The following is a 17,339-nucleotide window of genomic DNA, read 5'->3' as shown; positions in this document are numbered from 1 at the left end:
GAGGATGGGCAATGATCGCGCCGGTAGGTACCTTTATGGGTAAGAGTGATTTGTACCCCTTATTTGTTTGAAAATCCGATCTGATGCTTGCAGCTTCTAATATCCTCAAGCCACGATATTCCACCGAACCGGCAGGAATAAGAGGTACAGACCGCTCTTCATCTCCAGCTTCAAGACGGAAGTGCTCTAATAAGGGGCCCAAACCGCTCTTAACTTCAAACGGGCAGGAGAGAGACGGAAGGGAGGAGCGAAGAAAGGCATGAAGAGAGGCATGAAGAGAGGCACGAAAAGAGGACTGACCTGACCCGGGAAGGTCAACGATCGGATCGCTATGTCTTCCACTAACCCATTTCTTACTGCAAGTTCCGATCGTTTGTTATAAGATTTTGTTACAAATTTCGCATCGTTAGGACCAATATACTAAATATCGTGGTTTATTTTGTAAATTGTTGTTGAAAAAGGAGAAGAAGGTGATTATAATGAGACGTAAGACCCACATAAATTACACCAAATGTCATATTATTGAAAGAAAGGAGGGAATTTATGATTTCGAATCAGCTGTCACTGTCCCGGCAGCTGGACATGGTGTTTAAAGAACTGCAGCCAGAGCTTTCCCAACTATGCTCCGGGACCATTTTCGTACAAATTCGCAATAACATTATCGGAAAATTTGGGATTCGTCATCTGCCTTTCGAAGGAGCGGACGGAAAGGTTGAACCGCAATCGTCCGGTCTGTCCGATATTCAGCAGCGTTCGCTGCAGAAAATGTCGATGGAGGCACTGAAGTACAAAACAAGCTGGACGCACGGTGAGATCAATTTCGACTTCACCGTCCGCCAGAACAAGCTTTGCGCAAGCGTACAATTCGAATCGAACTACAATATGTCGAATTTGCTGTACCGCCAGACGAACTAATTTCCGTTATTCCGATTAATCATATCTCAGAGTAAGAGTAAGCTGTGGAACTGTTCCAAAAGGGCGTCGGCGTGTTAGCCGGTCCCGCAGTTATGTGCAAAAGACGCTTCCCGAACCACTGTAGAGGTGGAGACGGAAGCGTCTTTTTGTGGTACATTTCTGGCCGCGCCGGGTGGAACACCAAAAAAATATGGGGCAGCCCCTTTTGGCGTCGTACCGCCCGATCCGCCAAGCAGCCCAACACGCTGTCGGCAAGACACCCGTGTTAACCCCGCCGTGAGAAAGTTGTCCGTGGCCTCTCCCCAATCCGCAGTAATACCGATTTAACCGCAGCCAGTCTTTACCGCGGCCCGGTAACCTCTTCGCGAATGCGGCGGCACAGCTCGTCCTCGCCGATCAGCCCGGACCAATACTTTTTGAGCAGCTGGCGCAGGGCGGTAAAGGCGGTGTAAGACAAATTCAGTCCGCTGTGGAGCCGGTACGATGCCATAATCTCGCGGAACAGAAAATATCGCGAGGGCCGATTCATCCCTTCGCCGGATTGCAGCGGAGCTTCGGCCGCCTCTTTCCTCACGGGCAAGCTGAGCGTCCCGGCCCGGATGAGGCGCTGGGCCCGCGGCGAGGCGAAATAATCGGCGAGCTGTCGAGCCGCTTCGACATGTCTGGAATGCTTGGATACGGCAACGCCGATGACGTTGACGAGCGAGCGCTGCTCGTACGAGTAGGGCAGCGGCGAGATATCGTAGTCGAGATTCGTATTTTTGAACTCGTTAATCGTCATATAGTTCGTCATGATCATCGATACTTTTCCTTGCTGAAACAGCTCATTGACGTCGTCGCTGTTCTCGGACAGATAACTCGGGAAAATCGAGCGGTCGGAGATGATCGTTTTGCACAAACGAATGCATTCCAGCATCGCCGTTCCTTCCAGGTCGTCCGAAGCTTCGCCGTTTTCCCCTTGCCCGAACTTCATGCCGCTTTGCAGCAAAAAGGCCGGCCATCGGTTGTCCGACAGCAAATAAAAGTACAGCCCGTGGCGAACTCCGGGCACGGTCAGCTCCGCCGCGCGCCGGATCGCTTCCGCCCACGTCCAGCCGCCGTCCGGTTCGGAAACTTGCGATTCCCGGAAATGAGCCCGGTTGTAAGCAAGGATGATCGGCGAAAAAATGATGGGACGCACGTAAAGTTCTCCGTTATAAGTGAACGCTTCCTGCGCAAACGGATACAACAACTCGTCGGCGGGCAGCTGTTCCAGCAGTTGCTCCTGGAGCCAGTTCCGGTCGATCATATTTTGAAAATCGAGATTATTGATCGTAAATACATCGAACATTCCGTTATCGACATATTCCTTCAACGTGTCCATATAGTCGGGGCTGGACTTGATAGGCAACGTCTTGACGCTGACAGACGGGTGGAGCGAGCGGAAATCGTCCAGCAAAGCGGCCAGTCCGATATCCCGTTCGATGGAACTGTGATAGCCGAGGGTCAGTGTGGCGGCGCCGGCAGGGACCTTCTCCGTAACTTTGCTCCCGATCCGGTCGAGCTTGACGATAAGGCCTTCCTCCACAAGGATGTCAAGCCCTTTGCGGACCGATTTGTTGCTTAACCCGTACTTCTCGGTCAACGCTTTTTCCGAAGGGAGGTAGTCTCCGGGGCCGTACGCGCCTCTTCCTATCTCCGAACGCAGGCTGTCGATCATGGATTTCAGACGGGTGCCGAACGTTTTGCGGCTTGGCTTGTCGGAATCGTTCATCAGCTCAAAACCTTTCCGTAGACAATTTCAAGTCCATCATACCGGAAGTAAAACAAAAAGTACAGCAGACTGATGTATATGGGGTAGAAATGAAGGGAATTTGGCACTGGAAAATAACAATTGACACATTCAAAGCTCGTAGTTATGATAAAAGCGAAAAATATACATCAAGTTGTACATCAGTTTTAACAAAATACAGTCGGTTCCGAAATAAGATGTACATCAGTTTGAGGTATATCACGGGCGAATCGGCAATCGAGGGGAGAAAAAACGGATGAAAACGGTTAAAGTCGGTATCATCGGCTGCGGAAATCTTGGGAAAACTCACGCCAAATGCATTGCGGAACTGGAGGGAATGGAGCTGACGGGGTACTGCGACGTCTATGAGGACAGCGCCAAGGCGATGCTGGAGCAATTCGGGGGCAAATTCGCTACGAGTGACACGGAGACATTTTTTAACGATCCGGAGCTGGATGCCGTCTACGTTACGACCCAGCACGATACCCATGCCGAATACTGCATCCGTGCGCTGAATGCCGGCAAGCACGTGCTTGTAGAGAAGCCGCTGGCGATGACGATGGAAGATTGCCTGCGGATCGGCGAAGCGGTGACGCGCAGCGGCAAGACGCTGTTTACGGCGTTTAAGATGAGATATTATGAGTTGCTCTGGAAAGCGAAAGAGCTGATCCCGCAGCCGGTCATGGTGACGATGCAAATGATGGACAACCGCTGGGGAGACGGGATCTGGGCGAATGATCCGGTGAAGGGCGGCGGCAACGTGCTCAGCCAAGGCTGCCACTCCGCCGATATCCTGCGCTTCGTCGCGGGCGGCGAGCCGGTTGAGGTGTATGCCGCTGGAGCGAACTATTATCAGAAGAGCGGCGTCGTCGATAACATGACGGCTGTCTTCCGCTTCGACAACGGCGCTGCCGGTTGTTTGGTGCAGGGGGACAGCGCCTGCCCGCCGCTGACGAGCAAGTTTTTTATGCAGCTGTTCGCCGAAGGCAAATCGATTACGATCAGCGATCGCCTGACTACGCTTACGTATACGGAAGCCGGCAAGGAAACGCAGGTGTTCCAGGGGACGGAGTCCGGATTTATGGAGGAGAACAAAGCGTTTCTCCGCTGTCTGCAGGACGGAACGCCGGCGCCGATCGACCACGTGGACGGTTTGTACGCCACGCTGATGATTCTTCAGGCGTTCGAGTCGCTGGGCAGCGGCAAGCCGGAGCCGATCAAGGAGGTTGTCGAGCGGGCGATTTCGAAGGATGGCGGGAAGGTGCTGCCGGCATGAAAATCGTTCAGACGAAGTATGCGGTTCAGAAAGAGCCGCTGCTGTCACCGTTCGGTTTTAAAGGAGCGTATTTGTCGGAGCTGTGGCAGTCGGTAACACGGCTTGAGGGCGACAACGGCGAAGCGGGGATTGGCGCGGGCGTCCAAAGCGTGCTCTGGTCGGATGCCCGGGTATTCGTCCAGTACGGGGAAGCGGCGGGGAATCAGATGATGGCGGACATGACCCGCCACGCTCTCTCCAAGCTGGCCGGGGTGTCCTACGACACTCCGTTCGAACTGCTGGACCAATTGCTCCCGGACGTGTACGAATACGGGAGAAGCTCGATCGGATTGAGCGATCTGAGAAGCACATTCGCCTTGAACGCGCTGGTTACGGTCGATCAGGCCGCCTGGGGGTTGTACAGCAGAGGGAAGAGCAGCCGTTTCGGGGAACTGGTGCCGGAAGAATACCGCTCTGCCCTCGCCGAGCCGCAGGACAATCTCGCAAGCATACCGCTCATCCCATACGGGATGTCGGACAGCGGGATTAAGCAGGTGCTGGACGAAGGATACTTTCTGCTCAAAATCAAGGTCGGTGCCGATCCGGATCAGGACGGCTGCCAGGATAAGATGCTCGAGTGGGACTGCAACAGGCTGACGGCGATTCATGAGTTGGCCTCGGCCTACGGAACCGAGTATACCCGCAATGGCAAAATCGCTTATTATTTGGACGCCAACGGCCGGTACGACGGCAAAGAGCGGCTGAAGAGGCTGCTTGATCACGCTTCGCGAATCGGTGCGCTGGAGCAGATCGTTCTCTTCGAAGAGCCGTTCGCGGAGGAGAACAAGGAAGACGTCTCCGATCTGCCGGTCCGGCTGGCGGCGGACGAAAGCGTTCATGACGAGCACGACGCGCTGGAGCGGATCGGACTCGGATACGGGGCGCTGGCTTTGAAGCCGGTCGCCAAAACGATGAGCATGAGCCTCAAGGTGGCGAAGCTGGCGCGGGAGCGCAATGTGCCGTGCTTTTGCGCGGATTTGACCGCGAACCCGTTCCTGGCCGATTGGAACAAAAACTTGGCGACCCGGCTCGCTCCGCTGCCTGAGCTGAAGGTCGGCGTCATCGAGACCAACGGTCACCAAAATTACCGTGACTGGGAACGGATGTTAAGCTGGCATCCGCGTGCGGGGGCCGGGTGGATCGAGGCGCAGAGAGGCATGTACCGGCTCGGTCCGGACTTCTACGAGACGGCGGGTGGAGCGCTCGATATCGGGGCGCATTATGAAGCGTTATTTCAAGGAGGAGCAGAGCAATGACTGTACTGAAAATCGGACTCGTCGATCTGGATACGTCCCATCCGGGCAGCTTTGTCCCGATTCTGCGCAAGCTCGGACACGAAGTTGCGGCCGTATATGACGGAGGCATCATCAACCCGGAAGGGTATGCGGCCAAGTTCGCTCAGGATCACGGGATCGCCACAGTGTGCGAATCGGTAGCCGATATGGTCGACCGGGTGGACATAGCGCTGATTCACAGCTGCGACTGGGATATTCATATCGAACGCGCGCGGCCGTTCGTGGAAGCGGGCAAAGCGGTGTTCCTCGATAAGCCGATCGCCGGCAATGTACGCGACCTGAACCAGATCGTCCAGTGGGTTAAGGGCGGCGCACGCATCACCGGCGGCTCTTCGCTGCGGAGCTGCAATGAGGTGCGGGAGTGGCGCGAGCAAGGCGTCCCTAGGGAAGAGTGGGTATACGCGCTCGCCGGCTGTGCCGTCGACGAATTCAACTACGGCATCCATGCGTATTCGATGCTGCACGGGCTCATGGGACCGGGCGTGCGCCAAGTCCGGTATATCGGCGGTTCGGCTGAAAGCCAGCGCCAATACGAGCTGATGTGGGAAGACGGCCGCCGGGGAGTCGTCAGCGTAGGAAAAACTTCGGGTTACTTGCCGTTTTATGCGAATGTCGTCACCCAGAAACGGGTGGATTACATTAAGGTGAACAACGGCAATCTGTACCAGTCTTTATTAGAAACGGTTCTGCCCTTTTTGGCGGGTTCCGCTCCGGCCGACATCGCCATCGAACAGCTGGTGGAAGTGGAGCTGGCCGCGATCGCAGCCAAGCTGTCGTTCGAGCAGGGCGGCGCTGCGGTCGCGCTGAGCGAAATTCCGGAGAGCTACGCGGGATATGACGGGGCAGTTTTTGCAAAATCGTACAAGGAATTAAAGTACCCTTCAGCGAAGTAATGGTCGTTGCAGATCTGGAAATTGAAGGGGATGGAAGACCGATGGAGTTAATCACGCTGTATCACGACGATCCGATCGTGGTCAAACGGGCTACGGACATTGTGAAACCCAAAGGAGCGGTAAAGGACACGGCGCTGTTTTACGTGCACGGCGGCGGCTGGAGTGCGGGAGCCCGGGATGCGTTTCACCCGCATCTGGAGCACTTCTCCAAGCTCGGCTACTGGTGCGCGAGCGCAGGCTACCGGCTCGCTCCGGGCGCCAAATGGCACGAGCAGCTGGCGGACATTATGGACGGCTACGACCGGTTCATCCGTTATCTGGAGCAGTCTGGCGCGGACATCCGGAAGATCGTCGTGCTGGGCAGTTCCGCAGGCGCTCATCTGGCATCGCTGCTCGCTCAGATGGAGCCGGAAGAGGCGGTAAGTGCAGGAGCGTCGCTTCGCCTGCAGGGGCCTTGGCGGAAGCCGGATGCGTGCGTATCGATCAACGGTCCCGGGACGCTGGAGTTATGGCCGGATATGAACGAGGAGATCAAGACGAGCATCGAGAAAGTGATCGGCGCTTCCTATGGCGATGCGACCGACAAGTTCGCCCTCGCTTCGCCGGACCGGTACGTGAAGACGGGCGGGCCGGACTTCCTGTTCCTAGTCGTCGAGCACGAGAAATATTTCCCTCACGAGTATGTGTACCGGATGAGCAAGCGGATTCAGGAGCTCGGCGGATCGTCCGAGGTCGTTTATTTTGCAGACGCCCAGCACGGTTTCTTCTATGGAGTATCGAGCGCGATGCAGAAAAAAGCGATGGCGGTTTTGGAGCCTTTCGTAGCCGGGCTGTAAGGCGGACCCGGATTTTCGGATCGGAGAGGAGTCGTTCGCATGTTGCTGCGGCCGTATGAATTGCTTATGCCGCCGGTTATTCCGGCTGTCGTCGGTCATGAAGTGAACGTGTATTTCGATAATTTGATTTGCGGGGAAGCGACCCGGTACGATTTTGACGTGAATGCCCCGATCGGCCGCCACCGGAATGAAGGGTGGACGTGCGTGCCGGAGCAGCCGGGAGATTATTCGCTTACAGTGGAAGTGTACTCGGAGGAAGGCGAGAGGCTTGATAGGGGAAGCACGATCGTCCGGGTGAAAGCGGCCGATGCGGGAGCCGGGAGCCATCGGCGTATTATGTTTATCGGTGACAGCACGACGGGGGCTGGTCAATATACGGCGGAGCTGCTGCGTTTATTCTCGGGAGACCCGGCTGATCTGACGCTGGTCGGCACCCGGGGTACGGCGCCTAATGTCCATGAGGGCCGGGGCGGCTGGAAGGTGAAGGATTATTGGGAGCATCCGGAGAGCCCGTTCCTCTTTGACGGGGGGACCTTCGACTTCACCCGGTATATGGAGACGAACGGCCGGCCGGGTCTGGACGACGTCTGCATCCATTTGGGGATCAACGATGTGTTTCACTTTCAGGAAGAAGGGCCGATGGAGCCGTTTCTGCTGAAGAACATGACGCTGCTGGAAGCGATCATCGCGGATATAGGGAAGTATGATCCGGGCATCCGCATCGGCATGATGCTCGTCATCCCGCCGTCGCGCACGCAGGACAGTTTCGGCAGAAGCTACGGCGCGATTCATAGCCGCCGGAAGTATAAACGCAAATGGTTCCAGTGGAACCGGGAGCTGCTGGCACGTTTCTCCGGCCGCGACGGGATCGAACTCATCCCAATGCATGTAAACCTGGACGGCGTCCGCAATATGCCGACCGAAGCGGTCCGGGGCAATGCGCGCAATCCCCGCAGCGAGATCATTCAATCCAACGGCGTTCATCCGGCGGTTGAAGGGTATCAGCAGATGGCGGATATGCTGTATGCTTGGTTGAAGGCTTAAGCTTGCGCGTGCAAGCTTAAGCGCCTGCTGCAAATCCGAAATAGAGCTGTTCCAGCGACCGCCCCGGCGGCGGGGAGCGGCTTTATTTCAATTGCCGGTGCACAGCCGAATTTTGCTCAAAAGTACAAATTTCCTGTCCATTCGGCTAAAGCTTTTTGGTATCGGCTGTGTATATGATAGGGCTGAAATCTAATGTTTATTGAAATGGGGAGTGAACGCTGTGCTGCTGTGCGGAGTGAGTGAAGCAGACATTACACCGGCGCTTGGAAGTACGATTCCCGGCTATTTTGCCGACCGGAAGTCGACGGGGATTCTGGACAGGCTGTACGCGAAGGCGATCGTCGCCGAAGCGGATGGAAGCGCTGTCGCATTTGTGGGGCTGGACACCATTTTGGTGCCGACGGGGGTAGTCAGACGAATTCGGGAGAGAGTTGCCCAATTTACGGCTATACCGCCTGATCGCGTAATGGTTTCGGCGACGCATACACATACCGGACCGGCTGTCGTGTCGACAACGTTTCTGGAGGCGGATGAATCTTACCTGGAATGGCTGGCGGACAAAGCGGCCGATACGGTCATACTCGCGTATAACAGCCGGCGTGAAGCGCGAATCGGCTTCGGGTCGGGGCATGAGGCGGATATCGCCTTCCATCGGCGGTTCTTTATGAAGGACGGCACGCTCAGGACCAATCCGGGCTTGCGCAATCCGGAAGTGGACCGCCCCGCAGGACCGATCGATCCCGAGGTCGGTGTCATCCGGATCGACGACGCGCAAGGACGGGCGATGGCGGTCATTACCAATTATGCCGTCCATACCGACACGGTCGGGGGGACCGATTATTGCGCCGACTTCCCGGGCGAGCTCTCGGTTATGCTGAAGAAAGCGCTGGGCGAGCAGACGGTCAGCCTGTTTATGATGGGAACGAGCGGTAATATTAATCATTACAACGTGATGAACGGCCGGATTGAGGATTATGCCAAGCCGTCGCGGCATTATATCAAGATGGGGCGCATTTTGGCGGGCGAAGTGCTGAAGGTCCGGGAGAAAATCGGTACCTCCGGCGAAATCAAAATCGACGAACGGCATTCGGCCGTTACGCTGCAATACCGTCAACCGACGGAAGAGCAGATTCGAGCTGCGCATGAGGCGCTCGACCGGCTGCCCGAAGGACATGTGGAGCGGAATTTCGCCAAGGAGCTGCTGGAGGCGGCCAGACGCGGGGAAGGTTCCACGGAAGCGGAAATACAGGCGATTACGATCGGCGAGCTGGCGATCGTCGGCCTGCCTGCGGAAATTTTCGTCGAGTTCGGGCTGGAGATCAAGGCTCGCTCTCCATACGGGCAGACGCTCATTAACGAGCTGTGCAACGGGTTTGCCGGAACGTATGTGTGCACGCCAGAGTCTTACCGGCTCGGAGGGTATGAACCGCGGATCACCTCGATGAACCGGCTGCAGGAGGAGACCGGGGATCTGTTCGTTCAAAGGGCGCTTGAGCATCTGGAGGAGCTGAGATCGGCCACTTAGTGCGGCGGCCGAGCGAAGCGGGAAGAGAGCAGAATAGGCCAACCGAGGATACAAATAATCGGGTAGAGCAGGCAGAGTCTTCCGTGCGAGGACGTGCCTGTTCTTTTTTGCATAAACTCGAACTCGCGGCCTAATGGGGTGTCTATCGTGATATAATGGAACAAAACGCCGGCTGACTCGGACTCGACCGGAACCCGGAAATAAATAAAACCCGGCATCAGCTGGTTGTCCAGCGAATAACCGGGTGTTCGGTACGAATGCGATTAACGGGAGAACCCGCCGCTCAATTGCTGCTCAGCGATTTGAACCAGACGACGAGTGATATTGCCTCCGATTGCTCCTGCATCACGGGTAGCCATGTACCCCATGTATCCGTCTTGCGGGATTTGAATGCCGAGTTCTTGAGCCACTTCGTATTTCATTTGGTCCAGAGCCGCATTCGCTTGAGGGACTACCAGCGAGTTGCTGGAACGGTTTTGTCCTTGTGCCATCTATATCACCTCCGTTGATAGCTAGTACAATTTCAGAGCTGTCCGATTAGGATGAAAATGCGCCGCCAGGCGGCCAATTCCTGTTTTCAAGCCATATCTTCGCTCTAAATTTGTACTAGTAGTATGAGCAGAAAAATAAGGAATACTCATGCCTGTTACTGGAAAATCGGACCAATTCATCCGCGTTCTACAAATCCGCGATGCCGGACAAGGAAAAGGATTCCGAGAAAAATGGCGAAAAGGGGGAATAGCCGTGTTCGAACTGAAGGTGGGCCGGATGTCGTTCGATAAAGGGCTGCAAATTATTCAAGCGGACGTGAGGCTGTCGATCGACGGGGAACTGCTGATTGAGGAGCCGCTTTGTCTGGATGTAGGACTTCCCGCGCTTCTGTTAAGCGGCTTTGAGAGTACGGAACCGAACCGTTTCGCTTCGGCGCAGGAGTGGAAACGGATGCCGTTTTTCGTATGCGGCTGCGGCGACCCTGAATGCAGAGCGCATTCGTTCCGGGTGAACCATCTCGGCAATGGGATGGCGGAGTGGACGCTGCTTGAAGAATCGCAGGACGGAACTTGCCGCGAGCAGGAATCGTTCGTCGTAGCGGCGGCGCAGTGCCGCGAGCAATTGCTCGAGCTGGGGGAGCGGTTCCTTGCGTATACGAGCGAGCTGGATTACCGGCCGTATTTCCCCGATACGCTGCCGGTCGTACGCGAACTGGTGGAACGTTTGAAAAGCACGGAGGATTATAGGGAGATGAAAGCCTAGGCAGAACATCCGCCACAATGAAGAAGAAGAACGCCCGGTCCTTTGACCTGCGGCGCTCTTGGAAGGGTTGACGGCATTTGCCGGATATTCAATTCCGGGCCTGCAAGCTTGCGCGGGCTTATCCGGATTACTTAACCAGCAGCGACTGAATGATCTCGTCCTTCTGCATCAGCGAATCGAGCTGCAGGCAGTTGTTCTCCGGCGATTCGATCGTCCAGCCGGCCACCTTCGTGCCGCATACGACCGCGTCTTTCAGAGCCAGCCCGCGCATTAGTCCCATCGCCGTTCCGGAGAAGAAGGCGTCACCCGCGCCGCTCGTATCCTGCACGTTCACCGGAAACGCAGACTGCTTCCCGAACTCGCCGCTTTCGGCAACCGCATACAGCGAGCCTTCCGCACCGAGCGTGACGACGAGCGAAGCGAGACCGCTTTGCCGCATATAGCCGAGCATCGCATCGCGCTGACCGCTTTCGTCGAGCTCATGAACCGGGGTTCCGAGCAGACGCTCCGCCTCCACATGGTTGCAGATAAAGCAGGCGAGCCCGCTCATCAGCTCGGGATGGCTCATCACAACGTCGAGGTTGCCGGGAATGCCGTACACGGGCTTCCCATGCTCCTTGGCGAGCTTGAGGACGGTTCTGGAAATGTTCGCGTTCAAATCCAGTTCGAGCATAATATGCGAGGACGCGCGCACGATCTCGTCTCCGCGCTGCGATATCATCTGTTCCATCGCCGACAAATCGGGCATTTGCGAGATGGAGCCGGCGAGATCTCCCGCCTGATCCAGAACGGCGAGCCACATGCCCATGCCTTCGCGTTCCGCTTCCGCTACATATTGCGTGTCCGTATTCGTGCGACGAAGGCGCAGCAGCACCTCCTGGCCGAGACCGGCCGCGTCGACCGACGATACGAAACGGGTCGGTACGCCCATTCTCGCCAAGTTCTCGGCTACGTTTCTTCCGACGCCGCCGTGTACGAATTGAATCGAGCCGAGGTTTCTTCCAGTCGGAATGTACGAATCCCGGGCAAATCCTTTGCAATCGATAAAGACGGTGCCAATCACCGCTGCTGACAAGCTCATCTCCTGATCTCTCTCCTTAACCTCGTTCTATTTCCAATACGACTACAAGTTCCAGCGTCTGTCCCGGCTCAACAGCGCGCATGCCCGTAAGCTCCGGACCGGCTTCCAGATTCGGCGAATCCGGCGTCCAGGTAAGCGGCTCCAGGCAAATGATCTCTTTGGTTTCGCCCATCGTATAGACGACCCATTGGGTGAACGGTTCGTTGCCGCTATAACGGATCGTATAGCCGGGCTTCGACAATACGGCGGCCGAAGGCTTGTCGCCGATCCGGAACGCCATGTCCATATCCTGCCCCTGCAAATTCATCCCGTCGTTCAGCGTTTCGTACCGGCCGAGCGGCAGGCGGTTCCCTGTGGCGAGCAGCTTCTCGTTCAGCTCCCAGATGTCCGTCACCGGCATTTTCAGCGTCCAGGCCTCAGGCTGACCGTCAAGCAAAAACCACGTATGCAGTCCAAAGCCGAATGGAGCGGGCTCCGTGCTGTCGTTGCGGAACGAGAACGTTTGCGTAAGGGTCGAACCGTTAATCTCCGTCCGCAGGTTCACCGTCATATCGTGAGGATACTGCGAAGCCAGCTCGGGGAAATCGGACGTCCGGAATTCGGTTGTGACCGAAGCGGCATCCCCCTCGGCGTGCGTGTCCACGACCCGCCAAGGCCGGTGCCGCGCCATGCCGTGGATATGGTGACCGTCCGGCGTATTTACTTCCAGCTCGTACGTTTTGCCGTTAAACGGAAACGTCGCGTTGCGTACCCGGCTCGGCGGAAACAGGACCGGGATGCCGTAGTGAACCGATTTCTCGCGGAGGCGGGCTGCGCTTTCCGGTACGCGCACGATGTCGCGTTCTGCAATGCGGTCCCACAGCCGGTAAGCGTTGCTGCCGATTTCGGGGATGATCGATAACGAAAAATTACTGTTTTCCAGTACATATACCTCTGTCTGGTCCCACTGCTTTTGCTCGACTGTAGCCATTGTTCAATGCTCCTTTGCGGATCGGAATTCACGCTTTCCATTGTAGCAAACGGAACCTGCGCTGTCATTCGTCATTTCCCCGGGCCGGCTGATGCGCAAAAGAAAAACTACGACCAGAAGTCGTAGTTGCGGGGGCCAGCGTGTGGCTAAGGTGTGGCTATCAGTGGCTATCACTGGATGCATGTCCCCGGGCGTGTCACGTTCCCGGAAAAAGCGAACCTGCGTGCTGCGGGGGGCGGGGAGCCATACTGCCTGCGGCTACGCACCGAAGTCGTAGTTGGGGTAGACGTACTGCTCCTTGGGCGCCTCGATTTTCGACAGCTGGGCCGCTTGGATCACCATCAGCTCGGAGCCGCCGAACGTGGTTTTGCCGATCGTGCCGGTCAGCTCGACCCATTGGTCGGCCGCATACAGGTTCGCTTTGTCGGACTCGACCAGGACGCCGAACGGTGCGGCATCCGCCGAGCAGCACTGGATGGAGAACCGCGCGATGACGAATTGCCGTTCATTCATCGTCTCGTCCCGGTAGACGAACCCGCTCAGCTTCACCTTTTTGTCGGTAAATTGGTCGGCGTACAGGTCCAGTGTCGTCAGCGTCTCGATGTACAGCTCCTCGGGCACGGTGATCAGGCCGGACGGGTACAGCTTGCGCGCATGTTTCGCGAACGCTTCCGTAAACATGTCGAACGGAAACAGCTTCTCGAGCTCAGCGTCCGTAAGGGACGGTTTCGAGCCGGCTTGGGTACGGTTGTCGGATAAGGCGGCCTCCTCCGCGGGAGCGGGCTTTGGCGGCGGAACGGACTCGGTCTTGGACGGCTCGACCACCGGCGAAGCTATGGTAGATGTGGGGCCGGGCTGCGCCCCAGACGGCGGAGAAGCGGTTTTGATGCTCGCCGCGCTGTTCAGATTCATCCCTTTTTTGGCTGCCAGGGAGCTTCCCATCGTCGTGTCCGGCATCAGAAAGCCGAGCAGCAAGGGGAAGGCGAACATCCCGTACACGACAGCGGATTTCCAGGGAGAACCGGGGTTGTGATCGTGTCCGCAGCTGCAGCTGGCGCGCCGTTTCCAATAGGCGGACAAGGCGGTGTACAACTGATGCGCGCCGACGGCGTACAGCCCCAGGGCGGACAGCTTCACGTACAGTACCATGCGCGGAGAGATGTAGTACAAGATCCGATCGGTTTTGACCAAATAAGCGATATAAGCGGCAAAGCCGAACAGCAGCAGCGCTTTAATCGTCGGATGAACCCAGGCGCGGGTGTTGCTCATAAGTCATAATCAGCTCCAATCGGCAAAATGACGGTACGTCCTTAAACGTAAGATAAGGCCCTTACAAGACGAGCAGCTCCAGCGCGCGTGCGCCGATCAGGACGACGACAGCTACTAACGCGGTCAGCATCAGGATAAACCGGATGCGGAAGACGGACATCAGCATCAGCGTATTTTTCAAATCGATCATCGGTCCGAACACGAGGAACGTCAGCAGCGAGCCGGACGTGAAGGTCGTGGCGAACGAGGAGGCGACGAAGGCGTCGGAGGTCGAGCACAACGACAGCACGTAGGCGAAGCCCATCATAAACAGGTGGGAGCTCCAATCGCCCTGTCCGACGGCCACCAGGCTCTCCCTAGCGACGACGGCCTGGATAATGCCGGTCAGCATCGCTCCGAATATTAAATATTTGCCCATCTCGAAAAACTCGTCGGAGGCGTGGCTGAGCGTCGACAGCAGCCGGTTCGTTTTGCGCGGAGCTCCAGCATGGCTGTGGTCATGATGGTGGTGATCGTGATGATCGTGATGATCGTGATGTTCATGCTGGTGACCATGGTGATGTTGATGATGAGGGCCGTCTGGATGTTCATGACGCGGCGTCCGGATCAGAGGGAGAAGACGACCGGAGTTTCCACTTCCCGGTTGCAAGGTAGCGGAAGGTGCCGCATGAAGCCCGGGTTCCCCGCGAAGCGGATTCCGCTTGACGAACGCATAGATGTACAGGCCGATCGCGGCCGCTACGACAAAGGCGAGCCCCATTCGGGAATAGGCCATCTCGGGCCTGGAGCGGAAAGCCATGTAGGTGGAAGCGTACACGACCGGATTCAGGACCGGTCCGGCCAAGATGAACGTAACGGCTATGTAGACGGGCATTCCTTTGCGCATCAGCCTGCGCACGATCGGGATCATGCCGCATTCGCAAAGCGGAAAGATCAGGCCGAGCGTGCAGGCGAAGACGACGCCAAGCACCGGATTGCGCGGGGTCCAGCGCCGGATCGTCTGTTCGGAGACGAACACCTGGAGAAGCGCCGAGAACAAGACGCCCAGCAGGACGAACGGGATCGCTTCCAGAAGGATGCTGATAAAAATCGTTTTGAAGTTGGCCCACGGAAAAGCGGTAAGGACCGACAAATCGGGCAGCGGTTTGCGGGTTACGATCAGCGTTAACAGGACGAGGCAAGCCAGTCCGGCCAGGAGCGGTCCTCTGCGCAGCAGCGTTTGCAATGGGAATTCCTCCTCAGAGTTTTACGAAGTAAAACTTAACTTCGAAAGCATGGGCTGAGTTTTGCGAAGCAAAACTGCTTCGAAAGCATAGGCAGAGTTTTACGAAGTAAAACTTAACTTCGAAAGCGTGGGCTGGGTTTTGCGAAGTAAAACTTGCTTCGAAAGCATGTGCATGAGTTTTACGAAATCAAAAATTGCTTTCGAAAGGCAGCTTTGCGTGCAAGGGATTCGCCTGCAAAGCGTGCTTCCATTTCGTCTTATTGACTGCGGCAGAAACAGTATAAACGTATGCGGACGAGCGGCCGGTTAGGACATGTTTTTTCCAGTATAGCATGATTTATTCGTAAATGTTACTGTTTAAATAAATGAAATCGGGTAAACCGCTAAGCGGAAAAACTTTTCGTTTCCTAATGAGGGAGGCGAGACGGGTCAGCTTGGTCCGAATAGCAAAGAACCCCGAAACCGCAAAAGCGGTCAGGAGGTTCAAGGCACTTGCGGCTATGGGTACAAGGGCGTGAGTTGTACTGGCGGTTAACCGGCTGGACCTAGTGCCAGACCTCGAAATTAGACCAACAGATAAATCTGCCAGCGTATGGGCAGCGGAGATCGGTGTCCGGATCCGGCGGCGAATGAATTTACGCCTACACGCTGAAAAAGGATAGCAAGGGGTTGTGCAGGGTGAAGCGATTAGCGGAAGAAAAACTTCCGCTAATGCCCTGAAACCGTCCAGAAAGGTGGATAGCGGAACGATTACTTCCGTTATTTATGAAAATTTGCTTGAAATACAGAGGAAACCTCTGTTTAGAGGAAATAAAACTTCCGCTAACGACCATAAAAGAGTTTGATCGACGAATTAGCGGAAGTAAAGTTTCCTCTATCTTCATTTGCAGGGAGAGCAAAACAAGGTTGAACCGTATTCTATGCCAAACGACCATTGCTCGCCTGTTATATGAGGCTGTCGATTCAATGTGGACAACCAAGTGCCGACTAGCACATCCAACCGCCCCGTCTGCGCAAACTCGCCGCTTCGGTACAATCTGCTCGTACAAGTGTTGGGATTTTTACGTAGCGTTGCACTAGATGCAGCGGCACGCAGTTCTGGCACGTTGCAGAGCTTGCCCGGCAACTGCGATGGGCGCAGCTCCCTGCGCGCATGACGGTGGTCAACTGCGATCGCCTGCCGGCCCGTCTGCGGTCTGAACAGCTGAAGCCGGGTTTACTTGCGGTCCTTGTAAATTTCCCGCATCACATGTCCCAGCTCGGGAACGACGATTCGGGTCATCGCGAGCCGTACCGCGCCGGAAGAGCCCGGCATCGAGAAGACGGCAGTGTTGCCGCAAACGCCGGCCACGGCCCGGCTTAAAATCGCGGCAGGTCCGATATCCTCCGCATAGCTCAAATACCGGAATATTTCGCCGAAGCCCGGCATCTCCTTATCCAGCGTATCCCGGACCGCCTCGTAGGTCGTGTCCCGCATTGCGATTCCGGTGCCGCCGTTAAGTAGAACCGCCTCGACGTTAACGTCTTCCGCAGCTTGGCGCACAAGCTCGCGGATCGGTTCGTATTCGTCCTTAACGATCCGATAGCCGACGACCTCGTATCCTCCTTCTTCCAGCAGCGAACGCATCAGTTGTCCGCTTGTGTCCGTGTCCGCGGTGCGCGTATCCGATACGGTGACGATCAAACAGCGGACGATGGACGGCGCTTCCTTGCGGTGCTCTTCGACAGAGCGGGTTTCGTTGTGCATGGCAACATGCCTGCCTTTCTTTTCAATCATGCTTCGACTATACGTTTTTTTGAGCTGCCGGACAAGGGGAAAGAAGGCGAGCGGGCGCAGCGTTCCGGGCTTTTCCGTAATTGACTGGGAGTGGCTTTGCTGGTATTATAGATGTTATGCTGTCATAGTTGAAAATTAGCGGACCTTTCCGCATGATTTGCGGGCTATT

At 56.2% G+C, this 17,339-nt stretch carries 15 protein-coding genes; 8 read left to right on the top strand and 7 right to left on the bottom strand.

The annotated features are described in order from the left end of the window. Positions 1-543 precede the first annotated feature (543 nt). Entirely contained in the window at positions 544-915 is a 372-nt protein-coding gene (locus AC3Y2E_RS16425; RefSeq protein WP_332071897.1) for an O-methyltransferase, read from the top strand. Positions 916-1,255: 340 nt separating this feature from the next. On the opposite strand, the gene AC3Y2E_RS16420 is transcribed toward AC3Y2E_RS16425, so the two are convergent. After that, the gene (locus AC3Y2E_RS16420) at positions 1,256-2,668 is read right to left on the bottom strand and encodes an extracellular solute-binding protein (RefSeq protein WP_379212154.1); all 1,413 of its coding nucleotides are present in this window, start codon (positions 2,666-2,668) and stop codon (positions 1,256-1,258) included. A 274-nt stretch (positions 2,669-2,942) separates the two neighbouring features. Between AC3Y2E_RS16420 and AC3Y2E_RS16415 the strand changes: the two genes are divergently transcribed. The 6 genes from AC3Y2E_RS16415 (at position 2,943) to AC3Y2E_RS16390 (ending at position 9,594) form a co-directional block, all read left to right on the top strand. After that, on the top strand, positions 2,943-3,962 hold the full coding sequence (locus tag AC3Y2E_RS16415) for a Gfo/Idh/MocA family protein (RefSeq protein WP_379212152.1): 1,020 nt from the start codon (positions 2,943-2,945) through the stop codon (positions 3,960-3,962). Beyond that, positions 3,959-5,257, top strand: a complete 1,299-nt coding sequence (locus tag AC3Y2E_RS16410) for an enolase C-terminal domain-like protein (protein ID WP_379212150.1) — start codon at positions 3,959-3,961, stop codon at positions 5,255-5,257. The genes AC3Y2E_RS16415 and AC3Y2E_RS16410 overlap by 4 nt, the downstream gene beginning before the upstream one ends. Continuing rightward, positions 5,254-6,189 carry a Gfo/Idh/MocA family oxidoreductase gene (locus tag AC3Y2E_RS16405; protein ID WP_379212147.1) on the top strand — a complete coding sequence of 312 codons (936 nt, stop codon included), beginning with the start codon at positions 5,254-5,256 and terminating at the stop codon, positions 6,187-6,189. Before AC3Y2E_RS16410 ends, AC3Y2E_RS16405 begins: the two co-directional genes overlap by 4 nt. 41 nt (positions 6,190-6,230) lie before the next feature. After that, a complete protein-coding gene (locus AC3Y2E_RS16400) occupies positions 6,231-7,025 on the top strand; it encodes an alpha/beta hydrolase (protein WP_379212145.1) in 795 nt (264 codons plus the stop codon). 39 nt (positions 7,026-7,064) lie between these two features. Then, positions 7,065-8,069, top strand: coding sequence for an SGNH/GDSL hydrolase family protein (locus AC3Y2E_RS16395; RefSeq protein WP_379212143.1), 1,005 nt, complete (start codon positions 7,065-7,067; stop codon positions 8,067-8,069). A 220-nt stretch (positions 8,070-8,289) separates the two neighbouring features. Next, on the top strand, positions 8,290-9,594 hold the full coding sequence (locus AC3Y2E_RS16390; protein WP_379212140.1) for a neutral/alkaline non-lysosomal ceramidase N-terminal domain-containing protein: 1,305 nt from the start codon (positions 8,290-8,292) through the stop codon (positions 9,592-9,594). Positions 9,595-9,857: 263 nt separating this feature from the next. On the opposite strand, the gene AC3Y2E_RS16385 is transcribed toward AC3Y2E_RS16390, so the two are convergent. After that, positions 9,858-10,085, bottom strand: coding sequence for an alpha/beta-type small acid-soluble spore protein (locus AC3Y2E_RS16385; protein WP_332071905.1), 228 nt, complete (start codon positions 10,083-10,085; stop codon positions 9,858-9,860). 253 nt (positions 10,086-10,338) lie between these two features. Between AC3Y2E_RS16385 and AC3Y2E_RS16380 the strand changes: the two genes are divergently transcribed. Continuing rightward, positions 10,339-10,848: a hypothetical protein gene (locus AC3Y2E_RS16380; protein ID WP_379212137.1), complete on the top strand. Its 510-nt coding sequence runs from the start codon at positions 10,339-10,341 to the stop codon at positions 10,846-10,848. Positions 10,849-10,975: 127 nt separating this feature from the next. On the opposite strand, the gene AC3Y2E_RS16375 is transcribed toward AC3Y2E_RS16380, so the two are convergent. The 5 genes from AC3Y2E_RS16375 to AC3Y2E_RS16355 all read right to left on the bottom strand — a co-directional run bounded on the left by AC3Y2E_RS16375 (position 10,976) and on the right by AC3Y2E_RS16355 (position 17,140). Next, on the bottom strand, positions 10,976-11,929 hold the full coding sequence (locus tag AC3Y2E_RS16375) for a carbohydrate kinase family protein (protein WP_379212135.1): 954 nt from the start codon (positions 11,927-11,929) through the stop codon (positions 10,976-10,978). A 16-nt stretch (positions 11,930-11,945) separates the two neighbouring features. Further along, positions 11,946-12,899 (bottom strand): aldose 1-epimerase, encoded by a 954-nt coding sequence (locus AC3Y2E_RS16370; RefSeq protein ID WP_379212133.1) that lies wholly within the window; start codon positions 12,897-12,899, stop codon positions 11,946-11,948. Positions 12,900-13,157: 258 nt separating this feature from the next. Then, positions 13,158-14,168, bottom strand: coding sequence for a TIGR03943 family putative permease subunit (locus AC3Y2E_RS16365; RefSeq protein ID WP_379212131.1), 1,011 nt, complete (start codon positions 14,166-14,168; stop codon positions 13,158-13,160). 61 nt (positions 14,169-14,229) lie between these two features. After that, positions 14,230-15,393 carry a permease gene (locus AC3Y2E_RS16360; protein WP_379212129.1) on the bottom strand — a complete coding sequence of 388 codons (1,164 nt, stop codon included), beginning with the start codon at positions 15,391-15,393 and terminating at the stop codon, positions 14,230-14,232. A 1,216-nt stretch (positions 15,394-16,609) separates the two neighbouring features. Further along, positions 16,610-17,140 carry a MogA/MoaB family molybdenum cofactor biosynthesis protein gene (locus tag AC3Y2E_RS16355; RefSeq protein ID WP_379212126.1) on the bottom strand — a complete coding sequence of 177 codons (531 nt, stop codon included), beginning with the start codon at positions 17,138-17,140 and terminating at the stop codon, positions 16,610-16,612. Between the last annotated feature and the right edge of the window lie 199 nt (positions 17,141-17,339).

This window comes from Paenibacillus sp. MAH-35 (assembly GCF_058135425.1).
Note: the sequence above shows the minus strand (reverse complement) of the source record. Positions and strands in the feature narration are given on the sequence as shown.

What these genes read in the sequence shown, in the direction of transcription:
- AC3Y2E_RS16425 (WP_332071897.1), top strand. Translation starts at nt 544, where the DNA reads ATGATTTCGAATCAGCTGTCACTGTCCCGGCAGCTGGACATGGTGTTT.
- AC3Y2E_RS16420 (WP_379212154.1), bottom strand. Translation starts at nt 2,668, where the DNA reads ATGAACGATTCCGACAAGCCAAGCCGCAAAACGTTCGGCACCCGTCTG.
- AC3Y2E_RS16415 (WP_379212152.1), top strand. Translation starts at nt 2,943, where the DNA reads ATGAAAACGGTTAAAGTCGGTATCATCGGCTGCGGAAATCTTGGGAAA.
- AC3Y2E_RS16410 (WP_379212150.1), top strand. Translation starts at nt 3,959, where the DNA reads ATGAAAATCGTTCAGACGAAGTATGCGGTTCAGAAAGAGCCGCTGCTG.
- AC3Y2E_RS16405 (WP_379212147.1), top strand. Translation starts at nt 5,254, where the DNA reads ATGACTGTACTGAAAATCGGACTCGTCGATCTGGATACGTCCCATCCG.
- AC3Y2E_RS16400 (WP_379212145.1), top strand. Translation starts at nt 6,231, where the DNA reads ATGGAGTTAATCACGCTGTATCACGACGATCCGATCGTGGTCAAACGG.
- AC3Y2E_RS16395 (WP_379212143.1), top strand. Translation starts at nt 7,065, where the DNA reads ATGTTGCTGCGGCCGTATGAATTGCTTATGCCGCCGGTTATTCCGGCT.
- AC3Y2E_RS16385 (WP_332071905.1), bottom strand. Translation starts at nt 10,085, where the DNA reads ATGGCACAAGGACAAAACCGTTCCAGCAACTCGCTGGTAGTCCCTCAA.
- AC3Y2E_RS16375 (WP_379212135.1), bottom strand. Translation starts at nt 11,929, where the DNA reads ATGAGCTTGTCAGCAGCGGTGATTGGCACCGTCTTTATCGATTGCAAA.
- AC3Y2E_RS16370 (WP_379212133.1), bottom strand. Translation starts at nt 12,899, where the DNA reads ATGGCTACAGTCGAGCAAAAGCAGTGGGACCAGACAGAGGTATATGTA.
- AC3Y2E_RS16365 (WP_379212131.1), bottom strand. Translation starts at nt 14,168, where the DNA reads ATGAGCAACACCCGCGCCTGGGTTCATCCGACGATTAAAGCGCTGCTG.
- AC3Y2E_RS16355 (WP_379212126.1), bottom strand. Translation starts at nt 17,140, where the DNA reads ATGCACAACGAAACCCGCTCTGTCGAAGAGCACCGCAAGGAAGCGCCG.